The sequence below is a fragment of the Frankia sp. AiPs1 genome, from assembly GCF_023716945.1.
In the GTDB taxonomy this organism is placed as follows: Bacteria; Actinomycetota; Actinomycetes; order Frankiales; family Frankiaceae; genus Frankia.
On record NZ_JAMQQF010000012.1, the window covers coordinates 1 to 22,273 of the forward strand.

Genomic DNA, 22,273 nt, shown 5'->3' on the forward strand with positions numbered 1-22,273 from the left:
GGCGCCGGCGACGCCGCCGCCGGGCCGCGCATCGGCACGCCCGGCGGGAACGGAGTACGGCGCCGTGCTGACACCCGCCGAGCTCGGTCAGCCACGCCTGCCCCAGCCGAGAGGGGCGCTGTCCGAGTTCCTGCTCGACCGGCTACGCCGCGCGCCGGGCCCCGCCGGGCTCGGGCCGGCGCCGGCCGCGGCTGACGACGTGCTCTACGGCGAGGACGGCCCGCTGGCCCTCTACTGCCTCTACGGCCTGCACTACCGCGGCTTCGCCGAGGTCGACGACGACTGGGAGTGGGAGCCGTCGCTACTCGCCGTGCGCCGCCGGCTGGAGGCGGACCTGCTCGCCCGCCTCCACGCCGAGGTGGGTGCCGTCGGGGCGGTCGGGGACGTCGCGGCCGCGTTGCGGGACGTGATCGCTCGGGCCGGTGGCCGTTCCCTGTCGCGGCGGCTGGCGACCACCGGCACGCTCGAACAGTTCCGCGAGTACGCGATGCACCGTTCGCTGCTCCAGCTCATCGAGGCCGACCCGCACACCTGGGCGATCCCGCGCCTGACCGGCGCACCGAAGGCGGCGCTGGTGGAGATCCAGGCCGACGAGTACGGCCACGGCGTCGAACGGGACATGCACCAGAACCTGTTCGCCGTGACCATGCGTGCCCTGGACCTCGACGCCCGTCCCGGCGCGTACCTGGACCGGTTGCCCGGGCACGCGTTCGCGACCGTCAACGTGCCGTCGATGTTCGGCCTGCACCGGCGGCTGCGCGGCGCGCTGGTCGGCCACCTGGCGCTGTTCGAGATGACGTCGGTGGAGCCGATGGGCGCCTATGCGGCGGCGCTGCGCCGCCTCGGCCTGGCCGCCGGGGCCCGCCACTTCTTCGAGGTTCACGTCGTCGCCGACGCCCATCACCAGACGGTCGCCGCCCGCGACCTCGCTGCGGCCCTCGTCGCCCAAGAGCCGGCCTTGGCTGTCGACGTCGCCTTCGGCGCCCGGGCGACGACCGTGGTCGAGGGCCGCTGCGCGGAGGCGATCCTCAGCGCGTGGGACGAGGACCGTTCCTCCCTGCGCGGTGCGCCACCGGCGCCGCGGTGAAGAAGTCGAGCGTGGCGCGTGTCTTGGTCTGTTGCGGTCCGGCCAGATCGAGGCCGTGGCGGCGCAGGACGGCGAACATCCGGGCGGCGGTGTGCGCGGCCGCCTGCGGCGTGGCGCGGGTCGACAGCTCGAGCAGGCGGGAGCCGTCCGGGAACGTCCACCGTTCGGCCTGGAGCACCCGATCGAAGCCCTCGGGGCGCAACCGGTGCCGGGCGGCCTCGATCGGCCCGAGGACGGCCAGATCGTCGATGTGGCCGGCCCCGGGCAGGTGGGCGGCAAGCAGCCGGGCCTGCTTCGGCGAGAACAGGTTGTGCAGCGAGCCGCGGCGGGCCATCGCGCGCCGCACATCGTCGGGACCGAGGCTGGCCCGCAGGGCGGCCGAGCAGACGTAGGCGCCGGGCATCGCGTCGACCTCCATGACGAACTGCTTTGACCGCCGCAGCCGCGGGGCGACGTTCGCCGGCACGACGGGTCGGAGTTTGACGACCGAGTCGTCCGGTCTGCCGCTGGTGCTGCGGACGCGGACCACCACTCCGCGCCGATGCAGCAGCCGGTCCGGGGTGTCAAGGTAATAGACCCGTTGCCGCCGGGCCCTCGTCGCGGCGAGCTCGAACATCTCGGCCGCCCGCCGGTGCGCACTGGCGGGCACGACGAACTTGAGCTCCACCCGGTCCACCTGGCGGGCGAGTTTCACGAGCGCGGCCAGGTCGTCGTCGGGTAGCTGCCAGAACTTCTGCGCCGCGCGCATCACGGACGAACCGCCTGCGGCAGCAGCCATTGCAGCACCCTCCCACCCATCTGTTCCGCGGCGCACAGCCTCGTCACGCCGCGACCCGATGGTTTCAGGTGTCCACCCTTCCGTGGCAGGAGTGCTCATACCACCTGGACGGTCACTTAAACGAAGGGCCCGGCGGAGGTTCGCCGGGCGGGCGGCAGCCACAGATCGCCGCCAGTTCCAGGTCGGCGCCGTCGGCGGTCGATCCGCGGGCCGGGTATGGCCGGCGCGATGTCGGCCGCGCTCGGGTGCGGCGGACTGGCCCCGAGGTGCCAGTGGCCGTCCTTTCCGGCGAACATGTTTTGCTGGCCGGTGCGCGTCGATCGGGGGGCTGCGCCAACTGATCTCCGCCGTGGTGTCGGTGCGGGACCGGCCGTCCCGCGGGGCCGCTGTCCTACGATTCTGACCGACCCCCGGAGGAGGACCTCATGCTCGATGGATCGGTGCGCCGAGGTAAATCAGCGCGCGGTGGCATCTCGGCGCGTCGCGGAATGTCGGCGTGCCGTGGCCTCTCGGCGTGCCGTGGCCTCTCGGTGCGTCGCGGAATGTCGGTGCGCCGCGGCAGCCTGACCCGCGGGATGACCGCACGACTGATGCGAGAGAACCGGCCGCCGCGGTCCGTCCGCGTCATCTTCGGCTACGACCCGACCGATCCGATCGCCGTGACCCTGACCGTTTCCGGCGCGACCGGGGCGGGTTCCGTCGTCTGGCGCTTCGCCCGCCGGCTGCTCGCCGACGGGGCGCGCCGACCCGTGGGTCTGGGCGATGTGCGGGTCCGCCCGATCGTGCTGCGCGGCCAGCCCGCGCTCGCGCTGTCCCTGTGCGGGCTGGCCAGCACCGCCGAGTTGGAGTTGCCGGCGCGGGAGGTGGCGGCGTTCCTGTGGCGCACGTACGCCAAGGTGTCGATCGACGCGGAGGCCGCGACGATCGACTGGACCGACGAGTTCCGCTTCATGACCGGTGTCGGTGCACGCCGGTCCCGGGTCCGGCCCGGCGTCCGGACGCACCACGCCCGCACCTGACCGGCGGCCTCGACCGCCGGTGCCGCACGCCGCACGCCGGGCTCGGGCCCGTCCGCCCGGGCCCGATGGTGGTGCTGGGGTGCCGTCCCCAGGTGGGCGTCGATCGCCGGGGCGAGCAGGACGTCACGGGGCTGGAGACCCTCGGGTACCCGCCGAAGGTCCCTGGTGGGCAGCGGCGCCACAGGGCACCCTTGGGGATCCGCAGACGTTTCAGCGGGATGAACCGGGAGGTCGGCCGTGGGTGACATCCCGATGCCGCAGCCCCGCCCGCCTTCCGACTCCGAGCCCGAACCGACCCCCGTCGGCGGGTCGTGCGCCTGCGGCATGGGGGCCTACTGGCGGCTGCACCCGGTCACACCCGGCGCCAGCGGGGACTGGGTGGACGTGTTCGGCCTCGACGACGGCCGGCTGGCGATCTGCGTCGGCGACGCGGCCGGGCACGGCTCGCAGGCGGCGGCCTTCGCGGGCCGGGTGCGGGCGGTGCTGCGCCGGCGCCTGCTGGCCGGGGAGGAGCCCGACGCCGCCGTCAGCGGCACGGTCGGTGAGGTCGCCGGGCTGGGTGACCTCGGGGAGATGTTCGCCACGGCCTTCGTCGCCATCGCCGACCCGTCGACGGGCCGCGTGGTCTACGTCAACGCCGGCCATCCGCCCGCCGTGCACCTGACCCGACGCGCCGCGCATCCGACCCGATCCAGCGCGGACCCCGGCCCGGTGGCGCCCGGCCCCGCTCCTGGTCCCGCTTCCACCTCCGGTCCCGCTTCCGGTCCCGGTTCGGCTTCCGGCCCCGCTTCCGCTTCCGCTTCCGGCCCCGGTTCCGCTTCCGGTTTTGGCTCCGGCCCTGACCCTGGTCCCGCCGGCCTGCCGCTGGGACCGACCGGCCCGATCCTGTCGGACCTGTTCGCGGGTACCTGGATCTGGACGTCCCGATCCCTGCGGATGGCCCCCGGCGACCGCCTCGTGGTCTATACCGATGGCCTCAGCGAGGCTCGCGACGCCGCCGGCGAGCAGTTCGGCACGGACCGCATCGGTGCGGCCGGCGGTGACAATCCGGACTCCGCCCCCGACCTGCTCATCGACCGGATCTTCGCGCGGGCCGCCGCCCACAGCAGTGCCGACGCCCGCGACGATCGCACCGTGGCGGTTCTGACCCGTCAGCCCGTGCCTCCCGCCACGACCGCGCCGCTCCAGTGACCGCGCCGCTCCAGTGACCGCGCCGCTCCAGTGACCGTGGTGTCCGGTCTGTCTCGATGGCTGGGAAGGTCAGCGATGCCGCGGCCGGCGGGTGGCGCAGGGGAGGCAGGTGCGGGCCGAGGGGCGGGCGGCCAGGCGCTGCTCGCCAACGGTTCGCCCGCAGGTCTCGCAGACGCCATAGGTTCCGGCGGCCAGCCGGCCCAGGGCGGCGTCGACCTCCGCCAGACGGTCGGTCGCCTGCCGTAGCGTCGCGCGCACCTGTTCGCGCTCGAACGGCATCGACGCACCCTCGATGTCGTGCTCGTCGTCGGCATCCCGGTCGGCGGTGTCGTCAAGGATGCGGTCGAGCCCATCGCGCAGTGCGGCGACGCGAGTGGCCGCGTCGAGGCGTTCGGCCAACAGCTCGGCTCGCACGTCGGTCTCGGCGGTCACCGTCGTCCGCTCCCATCGTTCGCGCAGGAACCAGGCAAGCTCTGCACTCTGCCCTGAGCGTGCAGCACCAACTGACTGGGCTTCGGCGGTAGGCGGCCGCGGGCCGGCGGTGGGCGTGGTGACGGCCGGGGCGGGGCAGGCCCGACGGTGTCAGGGGTGGGTGGCGTCGGTGATGCGCCCCATCAGGGAGCGGCCGGCGGACACCACCTTCTCCCGGTCGTGCGTGATGACGAACTCGAATCGACGATCGATATCCGGACCTTCGTCGGCGAGATCGCGGGCGATGAGCGCGCTGGCGTAATGCGGCCCGACGGCGGTCACAGCCCATTCTCCGACCAGCGGATCCGACGCGGCCAGGGAGACGTCGCACACGCCCGGACAGGCCGCCGGGGTGAGGCCGGCCGCCAGAACGCCGACGAAGGGGCAGGCGACGGCGAGGCACGCGTACTGCCGGCTCGTCGCCGAGGTGAAGTTGCCCGCGGTCTGAAAGGTGGACAGCACCACCGGTGGATCACCGAGGGACATCGCCTGCCGCTCGATCTGATGCGACATCGCCAGGAGAAGCTTCTTGCGACCGACCCGGAGATCGCCGCCGTCCCGGACGAGCTCGAACGGGGTCGTCGGCGGCCTCGCCGGTCGTTGCGTGAATGGTAGGCGAGCCGTCGACGCGGCCTTTGCGAGTGGCCCCGGGTGGCCGAAGAACCAGCCTTGCCCGTACCTCGCGCCGAACGCGAGAGCCTGCTCGAGATGGCCTCGGGTTTCGATGCCCTCGGCCAGGATGACGGCACCGGTCCGCTCGGCGTGCGCCATGACGGCCGCGATCGTGCGGGCCTGATGTGGCAGCGGTGTCTGCTGCACGAGCGACAGATCGAGTTTGATGACGTCGGGGGCCACGAACGGCAGCAGCGCGAGCGAGTCCGGGTTCACGCCGACATCGTCGAGAGCGATCCCCCAGCCCTGGTCCCGAGCCCATCGGATGGTTCGGAGCAGCCCGGACGGGTGGCTCGCCAGCGAGTTCTCCGTCAGCTCGAGCACGACGCGCAGCTCGCGAATCGCCTCGTCGACCAGGTCCCGGGCCGCCGGCGGTTGCGGGCTCACAAAGGATGGAGCCGCCGCGTTGACGAACAGGGTCTGTTCGTTTCCCAACGACACGTCGAGCGCGCCGCGCAGGGCGGCGAGCCGGCAGGCCCAGTCGAGTTCCGCCAGCCGTCCCTGGGCCTGGGCCTCGGCGAACGCGGTGATCGGCTCGACCCGACCGATGGCCGGCCAGCGGGCGAGCGCCTCGTACCCGGCGATCGCGCCGGATTCCAGGTCGACGAGGGGCTGGTAGCTCGGCACCAGGGCACCGGTGGCGAGGATCTCGTCGAGATCACATCTCCGGTGGCTGTCGACCGGTACCCGCACCGCCATCCGCTCACCCCCACCTGCGGCCGATCGACACCCGGCCCTGCGGCTCGGTCGCGGTCGGCATATGCGGCACGGTAGGCGTTGCCGGAGACGGTCCACGCCGGCAGGGACAGCGGCGACGCCGAGCCCGCGGGTCTTTCGACTTCCCTTCCGACGCTACGCCCCGGCGGCCGGATCGACCTCGCCGAATCCGAGTGGGGCCGGCGAAGATCGTCGCGGCTCCGCCACCCGATCGGGGCAGAACACCCCGGCCCAGGACATCACGGCGCAGTAGGAACTTCTCGCCACCTTCCACCGCCCGTCGACGAGAACGGCCTCCCCCAGCTGAGTGCCGTAGGAGGGCGCGCTGCTCAGCACCACCTCGAAGGGAAGCGACGCGTGGGTCGGGTCGCTGAAGACCGGCTCCCCGACCAGCACCCGTGCGCTTGCCGTCGGCCGTGGATGCAGTTCGCGCACGGTTGCCAACGTCGACCTCAGAGCCGCGCCGTCGTCGACGGCGGCCAAGACCGTCTCGACGTCCTGACCTCCCGTGAAGGCCGTGGTGAAGGCCGCTTTGACCTCGGCCGCGGCCGCCGCGACCTCGGCCGGCGGCGCCCCGGGCTCGGGCAGTCCAGCGGCCGGCCACAGATCGACGGCACGGTCGGCGGCTGCCCGGATCGCGGCGCCATCCACGCTGACCCGTGACTCTGGCAGGCCGCGGGCGAGGAACTCGGCGACGAAGGTCAGCGGGCCTTCCGGCGGCAACGGCCAGAGCCAGTACCGCAGCCGGTGCGCCTGTGCTGCCCGCGAACTGACGACGCCCGCGGAGCCATATGTGACCCCTCGTCGCCGGACGTCCGGGCGCACGAATGGGAATGGTTCGTACTGAGACCTCGGCTCGTCCGCCGCGGTCTGCGCCGGCAGGACCGTCAGCAACGGGCCGCCCGGCTCGCCGAGGCGGGTGGTGAGTGGTTCCCCGGCCGCGGCCGCGACGGCTCGCGATCCGTCGGGAAGCGCGACCCCGAACCGGACCATCCGGGTGGCGTCCCGGCGCCAGTCCACCGCCAGCCGCGGATCGACATCGGGTCCGGTGCCGGGCCGCAGCCGGATCTCCAGGGTGATCTCCACTCCCGCGGGGTACGCGGCGAGGCACGCGACCGACACGGCGGTGTCGGCACTGTGGCCGATGGTCAGGGCGAGGGGAACCACCCCGGCGAGCTGGTGGTCCGGCGGGGTGAGCCAGAGGCCGACCGGGCGCGGTGGGACAGCCGAGGAGGCACCGTCAAAGAAGGTCATGGTTCACGAACTGTGGCGTCGTCGCTACGGCCGGGTCAATCGGATATACGCAGATGGGCGAGATACGCGGCCGGACTTGCGAAGCCGGCATCCTGAGCGCCGCCGCGCACCAGGTCGAGGCCGCCGTCGGAACGTAGCCGGAGCATCGTGGTCGCGGCCTGCCGCGGCTCGGCGCCGGGCCACCCGTCCGCGTCGAGGACCGGAATACCCGCGCCGAACATGGCGACGGCGTCCCGAGCGCGGGAGGCGGGATGCTGCCCGGTGCGGTTGGCGCTGCTCACGTACAGCACGTCGAAGGGGGCGAGCAACGGCAGCAAGGGTGCCCAGCGCGCGCCGAACAGCAGCGCGTAGCCCGCGCGGACCGCAGGAGCGATCCAGGCCGGGAGGACACGGTCGGGACGTAGCGGGACGAGCAGGGTCACCAGTTCCTCGACCAGGAGCCGGTACGCCAGCCCGAGCGCCGGCGGGTCCAGCACGAGCACGGCCGCCAGCTCCCGGAAGGCGGGATCGTCCCTGATCCAGGCCGCGACCTCCTGGTCGTGGGGGCGTCCCTTGGCCGTGTTGACCGAGCCGGGCGACGTGGCGACGACGACATAGGTCAACGGCGGCGGATTAGGCACCACCGCGGCCGAGCCGGCCAGCAGGGCGGCACGCACCGGTTGAAGATCGGCGGCGGTGGGAGCCCAGGTCACTGCGACTCCCGCGAGACATCTCTGGCGGCGCCGAGGCCGTCGAGGAAACTCGCCAGCTCCTCGTCCGGGACGACCGCCTCGTTCCGCCGGTACGCCCGGGCCTTCGCCCACCGCAGCGCGGTCGTGGTCTGCGCGCGGTCGAGGCGGTAGCCGAGACGCTCGGCCACCGCCCGCACGACACGTCCACTCGCCAGGTGGGTGAGAAGCACGGTGGCCTCGATCCCGAGCAGGCGTTCCGGATCAAAGGGCTGAAAGACTTCCGGGTGGACGAACGGTGTACCGGTGGAAATCGTGCCGACTCCGGTGCCGACGATCGGAGTGGTGACCGTCAGCGGAATGCCGGTCTCGGCGGAGACCATGCGGGCGATCGGCGGCAGCAGCGTCAGATCCGGTGCGGTCCACCACAGGTCGCAGTCCGGGCCGAGCAGATCGCGGCCCCGGTCCTCGCGGTGGGCGAGGAGGAAAAGGAGCTGCTCGGTGGCCACCATGCCGCTGCGTTCGGCGACGCCCAGCCAGGAACTGGACGCCACCCGAACGCCGGCGCGTAATCCCTCGAGCGTGTTGGCCAGGCCAAGGCCGAGATCGTTGTGCAGATGCGAGGCAAGGATTACCTCGTCGCCGACGGCGGCCCGTAGCCCGGTGAACAACCTCGACGTGTCGGAAGGAAGCAGATCGCCGACGGTGTCGGCGATGACGATGATTCCCGCGCCGGCGTCGGTCAGGCGTGCCGCCTGGTCGGCGAGCAGTGCGGGATCCGCGTGCGGAGCATCTGCCAGGCAGACGTCCACGGCCACGCCGTCCGCCGCGGTGAAGGCCGCGTCCAGCAGATCGGTGGCGAGACCCAGGGCGGCCCGCGCCGGGCGGTGCAGCATCGCCTCGGCAATGCGGTCCGAGGCCGGGACCACCATCATGACGCGGGCGTTGGCGGCGCCCACCACCGCCGCGCAGGCCAGCCGCACGTCTTCGACCGTGGCCCGGCAGACCGCCGCCGGACTCACCGCACCGGCGGACTCGAGCGCGACCGTCCGCGTGGCTTCGAACTCCTCGGAACACACCGACGGAAAGCCGGCCGCGAAGACGACATGGCGCGCGCCGTCCGACCCGAAGATCCGCCCTTGTTCCCGGGCCAGCCGGAGCCGGAAACCGGCACTCATCAACGTCTTTCCCTGGGCGCCGTCGCGTGCCGACTCCTCCCACAGCACCAGCCGACCGGCCTGCGCCGACTCCCGAACGACGTCGCTGGGCATATCCATCCTTTGCGCCGGTTCCGCAGGTCGAACGACTGTTCCCAGAGCGAGTGTTGTCGGCGCGTTCTGGCAACGCAAGGTCGGCCATGTCACAGGAACGGTTCCAGCGAATCGGAGAAATACGGGATCCGGGAATGCCTGCGTCACGACGGGCGAGTTCGCCTCCCGGCGATATGACCGTTTGATCCGGCCCGCCCCCGAAATTGGCGTGAGTGCATCCTGCGGGTTTTCCGCAATACCTGTCCGGGATTTCCCGCTCAGGAGCGGAAGTCGACGGCGAGGCGGTCCGGCCCCGTGAGCTCCACGACGCGGAAGTCACCGACATGCCCCAGGCCGACGCCGATGTGCACCGTCCCCTCGAAGTCGCCGGCCAGCGCGTAGCTCAACCCGGACTGGCCCGTGCCGTCCGGCGCCGTGCGCAGCGTCGAGGTGCCCTGGTCGTCGTGGGCGGCGGTGGAGGTCAGGACCAGTTCGAAGTCCGCCTGCCCGGCCAGCGGCAGCGGTGCGCCGGAACCCGGCCGGATCACCTGCGGCACGAATCCGGCGCGGTAGCCGGGGACACCCCCCGCGAACTCCAGCACGAGCCGCTGGAAGTGGACGCCGTTCTCCACATTGGTCCCACTGCGCAGCGACACGAGCCGGACGGGCCGGGTCGCCTGGCGCGTGGCCGTCGCCGGCTGGCTCGACCAGCTCCGCGCGTCGGCCCGCGGTCCCAGCGAGGCAGCGGCGGTCGCCGTCCCCCGGGAGGTCGGAGCGGGTGTCGCGGCCGTGCCACCCGAAGTCGCCGGCGAGGTGACGCTCGCCGAGGCTGTCGGAACAGGAGAGGTCGACGGTGAGGCGGTTCCGCCGCCACCGCCGCCACCGGACCCGGAGCAGGCGACGAGCACCACCGCCAGCATCGTCGCGAGCAGGCCGGCACGAGTCGACCTGCGCCGCCCGCCCGGACCAGCGCAGCCGCCCCCGCCCTGCTTCGGCGGAACTCCCGCGGACCTCGCCCCCGTGGACCCCGCCCCCGCCCCGACGATGCTTCCCATCCGCAACGCCCCGCTTTCCACGACAGACGGCACGAAGCCGGCCCATCCGTCATACCCGACGCGCCCCGACCAGGAACCCGATCATAGAGCGATCACGCGGACTGGACCGTGGGCGAGGCCGCCCGCGCCGGCGACCCGGGCCAGTGGTGCGGCCGAGCCGAGCCCGCAGTCGGGTATCGTGAGATCGCCGGCCGGCGTGGCGCAACTGGTAGCGCACCCGACTTGTAATCGGGTGGGTAGGGCTTCCGCTATCCTCGCCGGCTCCAGACATACCCATCCTGACCTGCGGATTCGCGGACACGAAGATTCTCTACGCCGCCGCCAAGATCGAATATGGGCTCATTATGGGCTCATTCCGCACGACTCTGTCAATCAGGGACCCGTTGGCCGCGCGCTGTCGGCGTTGCTACCGCCCTCCAGCCGTGCCGTGGCAGACCAGCATCGGCACCTCAAAGGACGGGGTTGCAGGGGATGATCATCCCCGGATCCGCATCAGCGGATGATCGTCAAGTGGTGACTGGCGGTTACCGTCCGGGGGGCGTCGATTGCCTGACCCGGCTGGGGTAGCCAATCGGACGGCGGCGGGTTCAGTCAGATGTATTCGTCTGCGAGTTCGCACAGGCGGAGGACGACCGGGAAGCGTGTCGCCTGGTCAGTGTGAAGGTAGTTCCGGCGCATCATGCTGGTGAAGGTCGCGAAGACAGCGGGATCGTCGTCGGGTTGAAGGAAGGCGGGGAAGACCTCGAGTGGGGCAGGGTTGGCGACCTGGCGAGTGTGGTTCCCCTGGATGTCGGGGTCGAGCTTGGTCGCTTTGAGTGGGGTCTGCATCTGGTCGGGACGAGGGTTGAGGGAGTAGAAGACCCGGTCGCTGTAGGCGAAGAGACCGCTAATGCGCACGGGCCCGTGGCCGGGGGCGCCAAAGCCGCGGCTCACTTCCATGCGGCTGCCCTGCTCGCGGACGCGGATGATACGCAGTCCCGGGCAGTCGGCAGGGAGGAATGTTCGCGCTGGCGGCTGGTCGTCGTCGAGGCGGACCCCTGGAAGAACGAGCCGGTCTGGGGCGACGTGCTTGTCCTGGAGCCAGTCCCAGCCCCAGGACCGAAAGCTGGCGGACCGGGCGAACACGAGCCGGTTGTGGGTGTCCTGGCCCACGGCGTCGCCGACGCCGAGGGCGTTGGCGAGGAACTGGGAGATGGCTGTCCTCTGGGCCTCGGCGGGGCCGCGGAGGCGACCGTGTCCGGATGCCAGGGCTTTCGGAAGGTCGCGGTAGTCGATGGGTTCTGGCGTCCCGTTGCGGTCCGTCGCTAGGTGGGCGACTGTGCGGCCGTCCGTGCCGAGCCGGACGACAATCGGGATGCGTGTGCTGCCCACGTGGTGGAGCCAGATCCCGATCTGTTCGAAGTCTGGAAGGTCCGTCGGCGCGGCGTAGACACCGATCCTTCCGAGCTGCCGGAGCACGTCCCGGACGGCGGCGGCGGCGCGTTCGCCCGATTCGACGGCGAGATTCGTGCCCGGGTATGGCGCCTTCGGCCGCCGGCCCTCCTTTGGTGGCGCGGTGGGCGGGGTGAACTCTTTGACGGGGCGTAGGCACTGTAGCAGCCGGCCGGTCCGCCCGAATGCCTTCTTGAGGGCTGGTTTCGGGTCGACTTGTTTGTTGCGCGCGAAGTGCTGCGCGCCTTCAAGTTCGAGGATGATGGCCGTAGGGGTGTCGCTCTTCCCGATGACCTGGGCGATGTGCTTTGCGTGCTGGTGCTGCAGATTGGTTTCGCCGCGGGTATCGCCTTGCTTCCTGTCGATGCCGGCGGCCACGATGCCCGCCTGTCGGGTCGAGAGAATGATGTCGATATCGCCGCGGAACCGGGTGGTGCCGGAGTCGGGGGATGTGTCTACTGGGGTGAGGCCCAGATCATGTTCAATGGCGGCGCGGATCGCCTGAACGGTTAGGTTGGACTGGGTCCAGAGTTCGATAGAGTAGACCTGTCCGGCCTCGTCGGCGGGTCGGATAAGGCGCGCGGTCCGGCTTCCAACCCGTTCGAGATCGGCCAGCGGGCGGATTCCTCGCGGCTTGAGTATCGGCGTGAGTTGTCTGTGGATCTCCAGGTGATCTGCGGGGACGAAGCCGCTGTTGGCTGCGTGGACCAGAGAGCGGGCCTTCTTCGGCTCGACTTCGCCGGGCGCGGCAATTTGGTCGTCGACGTCGTCAGCGGTGCTTTTGGTGCCTTCGCTGTAGAGGACATAGGCACGGATCTTGCCTTCGTCACTTGCCGTTGCCGGCTCGGCGAGCACCTTGTCGGGGGCGGGGAATGGCAAATGCGTCAGATGCGAGAGAGCGCGCGCGAGTCCTGGCGTCCAGGCCCATTGGCGCTGCCGGGTCTCCCGAGCCAGAGACTGTTGGGTGTGCGCCGCGAGCAACGTGTGGGGCTCCTGCTGGCGCAGGAAGCCTTCAGGCGCGTACAGCCAGAGGGTTGTTCGCGGAGGGCCGTCACCGCGGGACGGCACGTAGGTTACCGGGTTCAGAGGAAACCGACTGATGGACAGATCGGCATGAATGCGCGGCGCGGGGTCGTTGGGGGCCGTCTCGACGTGGAAAGTGATCTTCGCTGTGACGGCGGCATTCCCGGCCTTCGCGTCATGAAAAGTCTGTGGTGGCCAGAGCACGGCCGCGCGCCTACCGTCCGCGTCAGGAGGACCGAGGATGTAGTCACGCGGTGTGTCCAGGATCGGCAGGCGGTGGGCCACGACCTCGTGCGCGAGAAAGCTGGGTAGGAGCTGAAACATTGCGGGCACTGGGTCGGCGGTGCCGTTGAGGCGGCGGCCGAAGGCAAGCAGGTTAACGGGTTTTGTGGTGAACCGCAGCTCGCCTGGGTCGAGCGTTTCCCACCAGTCCCGGTCGGTATCCCATGGGCTGACTTCTGTGGTCGCCCAGGCGGCGATGCCCGCGGTAAGGACCTCGGTGTCCGCTCCGGGGTAGGTCCAGAGGAAATCCTCCTGATCGCTGCTGCGGTCGATGTAGAGGACCGCTGGATCAAGTCCGATCAACAATTCGCGTAGGCTGCGGATTGGCAGGGACCAGTGCGGCTGAACACCTTCTCGGCGCTGGTACTCGTCCTTGAAGAGCCGGATCCAGTTCAGAGGGAGGCGGGCGACCTGCAGCTCGGTTTCCCATCGGGCGCCCTGCTCGACCGTGAACGTGGTGAGACGCATCAGGTCGGGCGTCTTAGCAGGCACAGTTGGTCCCCCTTTGGGAGCCGAGCGGGTCGTTGCTGTGGAACATGTGACCGAGCAGCCCCCACACCGCTTCGTTGACGGCGTGGACGAGCTGGTCTGACGGGGTGCTCGGCCCGGCCGGTGGTGTGAGCAGCGTCGTGAGCAGCACGTCGGTGGCCACCACGACGCTGGTGCGCGGGGTGTCGGCCGCCGGGTCTTGGCGGGCCAGCCGTTCCGCGAAGGCCGCGTCGCAGAGCAGCACCTTGGTCGGTTGGTTTCCGCGAATGCTGCGGCCGATGGTTTGGCTCATCGGGACGAGGCTGTTCGCGACGAAGGCGGGGCGGAACCGGTCCTCGAGGGTGCGGAAGGCCATGGGCCGGCCGATGACGTCGTACCAGGTGGCGCGGGCCTGGTTCCGTAGCTCGCGGGCGGTCGCGGCCAGCTGCCCGGGTGGCGCGGTTGCAGGCTGCGCGAGGTGGCGCATCGCGAGTTCGGCGACCAGGGAGAGCGGGAAACGCAGTTCCATCGGCGGCGGGTGCGACCGGGTCAGGTAGATCACGGCGCCGAGTGCTGCGGTGTTGTTGGTGTTCAGCACGTTGTAGCCACGCTGGATGGCCATCTCTGCGGCCACGAGGATATCGCTGGTGCCTTTGCCGAAGTCGCCGACGGACCGTCGCGCGATGCCGGCCATGCCCAGATCGGAGGCGTCGGGTACGACGTTGCGCGCTGTGTAGCGACCACGGCTGTTGATGTGCGCGGCGGCGACCTTGGCCTCCTCGCCGGAGAGAACGACGAACAGGAGCCGCTGACGGTCGGCCGGGAGTTGCGCGCGCAGCTCGTCGACGACGCTGCGGTGGCGGCCGCCACCGGGCTCGCATAGCGCGGTCACCAGACGCCGCAACCCGTCGTGCCGCTCGGTGCCGAGACGTCCGGACACGTAGATGGGGCCGCCGCCGGCGGTGTGGGAAGGGCGGACCGCCAACGTGGAGGTCAGGAGCGCTTCGCGGTCCTCCTCCGGTTGCCGGAGTGCCGCGGTTGGTGTGATCGGAATATGGAAAAACGACGAGCCCGGCGTCCAGCTTGTGGCGGAGGTGAGGATCACGTGCGGGCCGTCGATCCCCTCGGACGCGAGCAGGTCGTGGGCGTGGTGGAGCAGCCAACGCCCGATGCCGTGGACCCACAGCAACTGAAGCGATGCCCCACCGTCGCGTTGGGGTACCCAGCGGAGCGCGAGAATGTTGCCCATCGGGGCCTCTGGGACGAGCGGCCGGTAGTCGCGGGGCGGCTGGTCGAGCCAGAAGCGCTCCTCGTCCGGAAGCGAAAGCTGCTCACGGACCGATGGGTAGAGGGTGACCATCTCGAAGAAGGTCGTTGTGATCCGGGCTGCCCAGATGGCGGCCTCGAGCACCAGCCGAAGCAGCGGCTGTTCACGCGCGATCCTGGCGCCGTCCACAGTGCTGGGGGTGTGGTCGTCGATCCAGGCGTCGAAGGCGGCCTCGACCGCCGACTCGTCACGAACCAGCTGGGTGATCGTGTCGGCGGCCGGCCTCAGAGGATGGTCTCTCGTCTCGAGCGGGCTCTCGGCGAACTCCTGCATCTGTCCCTGGTAGAAGTCCTCGGCCGCATGTTCGGTCTGGCTGTCGCCCTCGCCACGGGTAGGGAGCCCATGGAGCGTGCGGGCGACTCTGCGGAAGAGCGAGTGCGCGGTGAAGGGCGCGTCATTGAGCAGCGCCTTGAGCCGTTCGCCCGAGTCTGACAGGGCGATCCTGTGCAGAGTGAAGACCGCCTGGTTGTGGATTTGCACGAGCTCGAACCAGCGCTGGACCTGCGGGTCGGTGGCCGGCGCCATCGCCCTGGTCGCGAGCGCATTGTTGGTGTGGGCGACCATCCGGTGCGACCAGCCGTCCTGGCCCGCTACGAGCTGCTCATGCTGAACGAACCGGCCGTCGAGGACCTCCTGGACCGCGTCGGCTTCGTCGAAGATGACCAGGTCCATCGTGTGCTGGAGCTGCTCGAACCAGCGCATCGCCGCTGTCGCCGGTGCGGCCTTGGTGGCGACCAGGCACTGAGGGGTCGTGACCCAGATCTGCGCCGTGGCGACCTCCCGCAGGGCCTTCCGTGTGGGGCAGACGGAAAGCAGCGGGCAGTCGTAGGCCGTACGGCTCTCGCCTTCGGCCTCGCGCAGGCGGCCCTGGCAGGGGAACTCGTGTGTCTGCAGCGGCTCCCATCGCGGGCTCGGCTGCCACCGGAATGGTTCCAGCAGGCATGAGGTGTTCGCGTACGCGGCGGCGGGGTCGGGCGAATTGTAGTCGTCGGGGACGAAGGTCGCCGCCTCGTCGATCATCGACCGCCAGTAGCGGGCCGCGTGTTCGCCGCGGGATCTCTCCCCGATCAGAGGAACGGCGTCGAGGCCGAGTGTCCGGAGGAACGACACCTTGGCGAGGACATCGCCGACTGAACTGACCACGAGGCAGACCCGATTGCCGTGCTCCGTGACCCTGTTGATTGTGAGGAGGTCCATGAGGGTCGTCTTGCCGGAGTTCATCAGCCCGACGATGTGACTGACCCCGTCCAGCGTGAACTCTTCGGAACGGTCGGCCAGCGTGCCCGCCGCGGGGTCCACGGTGCTGAGCCGGATGTCGGTGAGCCGCTTCGTGAAGTTGCGGTTCGTGACGTCCGGCCGGCCCGCGAGCTGCTCGTCAACCTGAGCAGCGGTTGATGCAAGATCCTCTGTGAGGGAGACGGTCCATGGCGACCGGCGCCGCGATGTTGTGGCGGGTAGCTGTGCCAACGGCAACGGGGCCGGCAGGTGGTTCGGCATCTGGACGTACTGGGTTACGTCGCCGGCGAGGAACGTGTACCGGACTCCCGCCTGCGCCGGTGGCGCCGCCGAGACGGAGACATAGGCCAACGGCTCCGCCAGAGCATTCGCGTAGACCTCGTCCCGACCGGTACACACGGACGTCGCCCGCGGGACGAAGATCGTCTGATCGTTGACCCGGCGTGCCGGGTCGTCCGTGCGGTCGAAGGCGCGGAACCGGTCGGGCACCCGCACGTACTGGTTGAGCAGCGTGCGCCAGTAGCCCCGGCGTGCGACATCGCCCATCCGGTGCCGCAGTCGTCGAACCACCGGAACCAGATCGTCGGGCACCGCCACATAGCCGGACAGGATCGGCGGCAGCACGCCGATGGGCTCATCCGGAAAGTTCCGCGTCAGGAAGTACAGGCCAAGCTCAACCTGGCACAAAGCACCCGCGGGCAGCCCGGTGGACGGCAGCCCGGCGCCAGTAAGCCCCTTGGCGAGGTTGGTGCGCCAATGTCCCGATTCCCTCATCGTCCCAGCCTCCGTGCCCGGTCCGTCACCAGCGCCACCAGACGCTTCTCGTCCACGACCTCGACCCCGTCGGTCCGGCCCTCGAGCTCAGCCTTCAGGTCCGCGATGTAGCCAATCTGGCGTGCCCTGTGATGAGGGAGGACGAGAAAGTGTCGATCACAGGGAAGCGTGTCTGGCCAGCGGAACATCCGTCCCAGTAGCCGCGGGCTCGTCTGGTCCTTCGCATCGACGCCCCAGGTCTCCACAACGTCGGTCCCGTCCCCATCCAGGCGAAGAAACTCGATCAGGACGTCCAGGGTGTCCAGCGCCGGATACGCGGTGACCCTGACCCTCCGGCTCAAGTCGCTGGCGGAGAGCCGGTCAAGAATCCGGGCCTCGACGAGACCCGGGTCATGCACGAACCGGCGGGTCGCCCGGTGCTGCTCGAAGATGGCCGCGAGGGGCGTAACGGTGACAGACTCGGCCGGCTGGTCGACACATCCCGGCGTCGCGCAGCGGGAATCATGGTCTGCCAGGATGTTTCCGCAACCGACACATCGGATGATCACCTGTGGGCCCTGGGCGGGCCGGGCCACGTAGGCCATCTCGATCAGCCGGCGCAGGTACGTGGTGCCATGCCGATCGGCCGCGCGGAACTGACGTTCTAGCTTCTTCAGATCACGATCCGTCAGGAAAGGGCGGTCGATGAGCAGCCGCCGCAGCGCGGCATAGGCCCGGTCGGTCTCGCCGTCCTCGCCGCCGTTCTCGGAAGCTGCGGTCCGGAGCGCCTCGTAGACACGGTTCTCGATCCACTCGGACTCCACGTCCACCGACGGCGCCAGCCGCGTGCTCTGCTCGGCGAGTCCCGACAGTTCGCCATCGACAAGCAGGCTGCTCTGCAGGTCCTGGTCTGACAGCGAGAGCGCGACCGGCCACGCCGCGAGCGGGTGCGCGCACAGGGCCAACAAGTCGAGATCGTTACCCAAGGGGGCGACGCCCTGCTCGTGGCAGCGCCACCACAGCCGACCGAAGGCCGTCCGCCACGCTGCGGGTAGGAGACCGTCGCCATCGTCCGGCTGGCCCGCCCCCGCGCGCTCACGACGCCGCAGCATGCTGGCGAGGCCGCTCGCCAACAGCGCCAAGGTCAGGTAGTCGTCCGCAACCTGACCGGCACCAGGCGCTGTGTGCTCAGACTCGGTCACCATAAAGCCCCCGCAAGCCTCACGTCTGTCGCCGTCCGCAGTCGATCTGCTGCGCCGCGGACAGGTAGACAGTAAACACTCGGCCTCTGACAACTTCGGTGGGGGCTCCGGGAGCGTGACCCACACACCGACAGCATGTCCAGCCACCACGATCGCGGGTGCCCGTGCGCCGCCCGGCCCACAGATGCCGCCTGACGACGCCCACGGCGCCACCGCCGAGGCACTCATCCTGCTCGCGAGGTGCCCGGACGGAGATTGTCTACCTTCCGTCAGACTGTCGACGCAGAGCGGCGTAGAGACGTAGAACAGGTTGCATGATTCGGGGAAACAGCTGGCAACGGTGGCTGCTGCTGGGATTCGGGTTCGGGGGTCTGGTAGTACTCGCGGTGCTATGGAACAAAGCGCCAGTGTTCTACGTGCATGCCAAGGACCCTGGCGGGGCCGTCGCGACCACTCGGACCGGGATCCTCGCCGCGATGGCCGGGTTCATCGCGTTCACCGGCGTCATGCTCAACCTCGCTGAGACCCGCCGCACCAACGAACTCACCCGGGAACGCGACGAGCAGGCCCGGGAGCGGGACCGGGAGATACTCGCGGAAACCCGGCGAGCCAACGAACAGGCCCGGGAGCGGGACCGGGCTACCCATGAGCGGGAGTTGACCGCGCAGCTGGCCGACCGGTACACCGCGGCGATTAGCCAGGTCGGTTCGGACACGTTGGATGTCCGGCTCGGTGGGCTGTACGCCTTGGAGCAGATCGCCCTCGAGTCCGCCACCCACCACCGCACCGTAGTAGAGGTGCTCAGCGCGTTCATCCGCGAGCACACCATCCCCGGCCGACCCGGCGCCTTACGTCGTCTACAGGTCCCCCGTTACACTCCTCCCATCTTGTCAATCCCGGTGGATTCCGACAGCGACAACAAAGAATACCCCGAAATCGAGGCATCCTCGCCGGCAAGTGTAGAGACCGATATTCAGGCCGCGCTGAGTATCCTCGGTGGCCTGCCCCCCCGCGAAGATGTTCCCCGGGGCAACCTCACCGGCGCCGTTCTGACCGGCGCTCGGCTGGATGACGCCAACCTCACCCGCGCCGAGCTGGACGGGGCCGACCTCACCGGTGCCTGGTTGAACGGGGCCAACCTCACCCTTGCTCAGCTGGACGGGGCCAACCTCACCCGCGCCAAGCTGGGTATGGCCACCCTCAAGAGCGCCCGGCTGCGCAAAGCCGACCTCACCCGCGCCGAGCTGGACGGGGCGGACCTCGTCGGCGCCCAGTTGGACGACGCGAACCTTACCCACGCCGAACTCCGTGACGCGAATCTCAGGAACGCGGGAATGGACAGGGCGAACCTCACCAGCGCCGCGCTGTTCAGGGCCAACCTCACTGGTGCGGATCTCCGGGCGGCCGACCTCACCGGCGCCGAGCTGGGCAATGCGAACCTCACCCACGCTGGGCTGGGCGGGGCCAACCTCACTGGCGCTCAGCTGCACGGGACCAACGTCACTGGGGCCAGGCTGGACGGGGCAGACCTCACCGGCGCCCGGCTCAACAGAGCCAACCTCACCGGCGCCCAGCTTAACAAAGCGAACCTCACCGGCACCGGGCTGGACGAGGCGGACCTTACCGATGCCCGCTTGGACCGGGCGAACCTCACTGGCGCGCTTCTCACCGGCACTCAGCTGATTAGGGCGAGCCTCCACGGGGCCCGGCTAAACGGGGCGAACTTGTTTGGTGCGCTGGGATTATCACAAGAGCAGGTGAATGAGGCCCAAGGAGACGCAGACACCGGACCTCTATTTGATCTGGACCGACCGGCCACCTGGTCCTAACCGACTCGATGACGACCTCGCATCTCCCGATGGACGGGGATGCCTGGCAGGCACCGCCCGCGCTCGCCGCACAGGTTCGCGAGTTGCGCGGCCTGACCCGGCCGCCGATGCGGCCGGGGGGTCGCTCGCTCACTCCGTCATCGCTGTGGAGCGGCCGGCAGCCTTACGGCGATGCTTGTATGCCCAGCCTTCACGCAGGCCGGCACCAACAACCCAGGAAAGGATCTCAGCCGCGGGGATGCTCAGCGGGGAGCGGCCATGGCGGTCCCACTCCTGCTGGAACCGGGCCGCAGCGATTTCGCGGGCCTTCGCGGCGCGTGCGACGTCGTCCGCCGGCCACACTGGCACATCGGTACGGCCTGCCGGCTCCGGAGCATCGGTTGCTGCCGCTGCACCTTCCGGCTGGGCGTCGCCGTCCTCAGCTCGGGGCGACGGTACGAAGTCGGCGGCTCCCGGCGCGGCATCCGGTCGCGCGTGGCCGTGCGGTTCCTGCTCGGGGTCGCCGGGCCGGGGCGTTGGGCTGCCTGGCCCTGTGGTGGGCGTGGATTCCCCGGTTGGGGCTGCGGTGCTGTGCGCCGAGCTCGGCAGAACGGCAGCGATGCGCTCCCCGCGGCCGCGCCAGGGCCGCCATCGGTGGGATGCGCGCTCGGACACATCGGCCTCGGACTGGTCCGGCTCGACCGCCCTGTCCGTCGCCGCGTCGGCGGGGTCGGTAGTCAGGGGGGCCGAGCGGCGAGCGATCCGATCTGCCAGGACCGCCGCGCACGGCCACCAGGTCCAGCCCGGCCGGGAACATCCATGCGAATCGACGATCTAGGCCGGCATCGGTCATGATCGTCTACACGTGTACGTCGGCCGTCCCGGCGTGGATCGACGACAACAACCGGTCCGCTCGGGCCACCGTCGGGTCCGTGCGAGCCGTCTGCCAGCGGTTGCGGATCTGGCCGAGCGTGCGGCGCAGGCGCTCGGACTTCACCGCCGCCAGGTCTTCGGCCAGGCCCAGCAGTGTCGCCGCGGCGGCTTCGGGTCGGTGCCGTTGGAGTTGGATCGTCGCGAGTCGGGTTCCCACGAGCGCGCGGGTGCGTCGCTCCGTCGGTTTCCGGGTGGCGACTGATGCGGCGAGGTGTGTCTCCGCGCCGGGTAGGTCGCCGAGGTTCAGCAAGGTCAGGCCCGCTTGGTGTTCGTAGCCTTCTCGCCGGTAGTTCCCGGTCCACTCGATGGCGGGTGGGCTGTCTGCGTGTTCGAGGTCGGTTTCGGTGCTGGTCAGCAGGCGGATCGCGCGGCGCGGGTCGTGGCCGGTGGCGGCCAGGGCTTCGGCGCGCATCCCGGTCACCCATGCGCGTGTGCGGGTGGGTGCGCCGCCGCGTAGTGCGTCGGCGGAGGCGTCGGCGAGGGCGAGTCCGCGGGACGGGTGGCCGAGTTCGACGGCTTGTGAGGCCAGGGAGCGTAGGGCGGTGGCGCGCATCAGGGGTGCGTCGGCTTCGGTGGCGAGTCGGACGGCCTGGATGTAGTAGCGCTGCGCGAGACCGGGTTGTAGATCGTCTGCGGCCATCCAGCCGGCGAGGTAGGTGACTTCGGCGGCGGCGGCGAAGAGGTCGGGGCGGATCTGGCCGGCGGCGACGTGCAGGAGTGGTGCGACGTCGTGGACGAGGTAGGCCGCGACTGCCGAGGGGGCGTGGCCGCCGCCGTAGAGGTCGTCGACGTCGCCGAAGACCTGTGCCATCGCTCGGATGCGGGCGACGTCGGCCGGGCCGACCCGGGCGGTAGTTCGGGTCTGGAGGGCGAGGCGGGTTGCGGTTGTTGGGGGGAGGGTCGCTGCGGCCAGGGAGTAGAGGCCGGCGGTGATTGTGGTGCGCCGATCGAGCATGTCTGTCCGTCCCAGGCGGGTGACCCATGCGACGGGGTCACCGCCCCAGGGGTCGTCGGGTCGCGTTCCGCGGGCTGTATGACCTGGGGACCAGCCTAGGTCTGCCGGGGTGATGCTCGGCTTGTCCAGGAGTCTGGCGAACGTTTCGGTCACTGCGGGGATGATGCCCGGCAGTGGGGTCGAGCCGTTGAGCCAGCGTGCCAGCGATGCGGCCGAGCACTGCGTCTGGGAGCCGTTCTCGCGGCTGACGCGGTTGATGGTGGCGGCGATGGCGTTGTAGGTATGGCCCGTCTGGTCGATAAGCAACGCTAACGCAGCGTTCTGTACAGGCGTGGTGCGGGGTCGCGGCATCTGTCCTTCCCCTCTTCTGCCCGGTGTGCGCGTCAAGGATGCCGGTTCGCGGAATACGAAGCAATACGCGAGATACCACGAGAAACGTCTGGGGCTGTTCCTGCGGTGCATTGAGGGCTTTCCTGATGAGGCAATCCCATGGGGCGGCAGTGGGCCGTTCCGGGTGACGTTCCCGAGGAGCGTGCACATGAGTACCAGCACGAAGCCGGCCACCGCGGCGCCGGCCGCGCCGATCACGCCGACCGTGACGGCTGTCCAGGCGTTCCAGCGGCGGGTTGCCGCGTTCGCCGGGACCGGCGTGACCAGCACTGCTCTGGTCGCCTACCACCGGTAGACGACTGC

General features: G+C 70.3%; 16 protein-coding genes and 1 tRNA gene. 6 read left to right on the forward strand and 11 right to left on the reverse strand.

Annotated features, from left to right (window positions below):
- Positions 1-1,087: iron-containing redox enzyme family protein (locus tag ND748_RS03185; RefSeq protein ID WP_374215829.1), on the forward strand; the 1,087-nt coding region annotated here is incomplete at its 5' end.
- Here ND748_RS03185 and ND748_RS03190 read toward each other — a convergent pair.
- A complete protein-coding gene (locus tag ND748_RS03190) occupies positions 1,029-1,865 on the reverse strand; it encodes a CYTH domain-containing protein (RefSeq protein WP_251743894.1) in 837 nt (278 codons plus the stop codon). The two genes, ND748_RS03185 and ND748_RS03190, sit on opposite strands and share 59 nt — an antisense overlap.
- 590 nt (positions 1,866-2,455) lie before the next feature.
- On the opposite strand from ND748_RS03190, the gene ND748_RS03195 reads away from it, so the two are divergent.
- Together ND748_RS03195 and ND748_RS03200 are read left to right on the forward strand one after the other, a co-directional pair.
- Positions 2,456-2,884 (forward strand): SsgA family sporulation/cell division regulator, encoded by a 429-nt coding sequence (locus tag ND748_RS03195; protein WP_251743895.1) that lies wholly within the window; start codon positions 2,456-2,458, stop codon positions 2,882-2,884.
- A 237-nt stretch (positions 2,885-3,121) separates the two neighbouring features.
- On the forward strand, positions 3,122-4,075 hold the full coding sequence (locus tag ND748_RS03200) for a PP2C family protein-serine/threonine phosphatase (RefSeq protein WP_251743896.1): 954 nt from the start codon (positions 3,122-3,124) through the stop codon (positions 4,073-4,075).
- A gap of 69 nt (positions 4,076-4,144) precedes the next feature.
- Here the strand turns inward: ND748_RS03200 and ND748_RS03205 are convergent, their stop codons facing one another.
- The 6 genes from ND748_RS03205 to ND748_RS03230 all read right to left on the reverse strand — a co-directional run bounded on the left by ND748_RS03205 (position 4,145) and on the right by ND748_RS03230 (position 10,195).
- Positions 4,145-4,507, reverse strand: coding sequence for a TraR/DksA C4-type zinc finger protein (locus ND748_RS03205; RefSeq protein ID WP_251743897.1), 363 nt, complete (start codon positions 4,505-4,507; stop codon positions 4,145-4,147).
- Between the two features lie 150 nt (positions 4,508-4,657).
- Complete coding sequence (locus ND748_RS03210) at positions 4,658-5,917, reverse strand: EAL domain-containing protein (RefSeq protein ID WP_251743898.1); 1,260 nt, start codon at positions 5,915-5,917, stop codon at positions 4,658-4,660.
- 153 nt (positions 5,918-6,070) lie between these two features.
- Positions 6,071-7,189 carry a hypothetical protein gene (locus ND748_RS03215; protein WP_251743899.1) on the reverse strand — a complete coding sequence of 373 codons (1,119 nt, stop codon included), beginning with the start codon at positions 7,187-7,189 and terminating at the stop codon, positions 6,071-6,073.
- A gap of 35 nt (positions 7,190-7,224) precedes the next feature.
- A complete protein-coding gene (locus ND748_RS03220) occupies positions 7,225-7,881 on the reverse strand; it encodes a hypothetical protein (RefSeq protein ID WP_251743900.1) in 657 nt (218 codons plus the stop codon).
- A complete protein-coding gene (locus ND748_RS03225; RefSeq protein ID WP_251743901.1) occupies positions 7,878-9,128 on the reverse strand; it encodes a hypothetical protein in 1,251 nt (416 codons plus the stop codon). Before ND748_RS03225 ends, ND748_RS03220 begins: the two co-directional genes overlap by 4 nt.
- 257 nt (positions 9,129-9,385) lie before the next feature.
- Positions 9,386-10,195 carry a hypothetical protein gene (locus ND748_RS03230; RefSeq protein ID WP_251743902.1) on the reverse strand — a complete coding sequence of 270 codons (810 nt, stop codon included), beginning with the start codon at positions 10,193-10,195 and terminating at the stop codon, positions 9,386-9,388.
- A gap of 157 nt (positions 10,196-10,352) precedes the next feature.
- Between ND748_RS03230 and ND748_RS03235 the strand changes: the two genes are divergently transcribed.
- Positions 10,353-10,428: transfer RNA gene (locus tag ND748_RS03235), tRNA-Thr, on the forward strand.
- Positions 10,429-10,753: 325 nt separating this feature from the next.
- Here the strand turns inward: ND748_RS03235 and ND748_RS03240 are convergent.
- Genes ND748_RS03240 through ND748_RS03250 form a run of 3 tightly spaced genes read right to left on the reverse strand, consistent with a single transcriptional unit; the run spans position 10,754 to position 17,824 of the window.
- Positions 10,754-13,390 carry a pPIWI_RE module domain-containing protein gene (locus tag ND748_RS03240; RefSeq protein ID WP_251743903.1) on the reverse strand — a complete coding sequence of 879 codons (2,637 nt, stop codon included), beginning with the start codon at positions 13,388-13,390 and terminating at the stop codon, positions 10,754-10,756.
- The gene (locus tag ND748_RS03245; protein ID WP_251743904.1) at positions 13,380-16,703 is read right to left on the reverse strand and encodes a hypothetical protein; all 3,324 of its coding nucleotides are present in this window, start codon (positions 16,701-16,703) and stop codon (positions 13,380-13,382) included. The genes ND748_RS03240 and ND748_RS03245 overlap by 11 nt, the downstream gene beginning before the upstream one ends.
- Positions 16,700-17,824, reverse strand: a complete 1,125-nt coding sequence (locus ND748_RS03250; protein WP_251743905.1) for a hypothetical protein — start codon at positions 17,822-17,824, stop codon at positions 16,700-16,702. The genes ND748_RS03245 and ND748_RS03250 overlap by 4 nt, the downstream gene beginning before the upstream one ends.
- Before the next feature lie 374 nt (positions 17,825-18,198).
- Here ND748_RS03250 and ND748_RS03255 point away from each other — a divergent pair, with 374 nt between their 5' ends.
- Entirely contained in the window at positions 18,199-19,713 is a 1,515-nt protein-coding gene (locus ND748_RS03255) for a pentapeptide repeat-containing protein (RefSeq protein ID WP_251743906.1), read from the forward strand.
- Between the two features lie 838 nt (positions 19,714-20,551).
- On the opposite strand, the gene ND748_RS03260 is transcribed toward ND748_RS03255, so the two are convergent.
- Positions 20,552-21,580, reverse strand: coding sequence for a hypothetical protein (locus tag ND748_RS03260; RefSeq protein ID WP_251743907.1), 1,029 nt, complete (start codon positions 21,578-21,580; stop codon positions 20,552-20,554).
- A gap of 538 nt (positions 21,581-22,118) precedes the next feature.
- Here ND748_RS03260 and ND748_RS03265 point away from each other — a divergent pair.
- Positions 22,119-22,265: a hypothetical protein gene (locus ND748_RS03265; protein WP_251743908.1), complete on the forward strand. Its 147-nt coding sequence runs from the start codon at positions 22,119-22,121 to the stop codon at positions 22,263-22,265.
- Positions 22,266-22,273 lie beyond the last annotated feature (8 nt).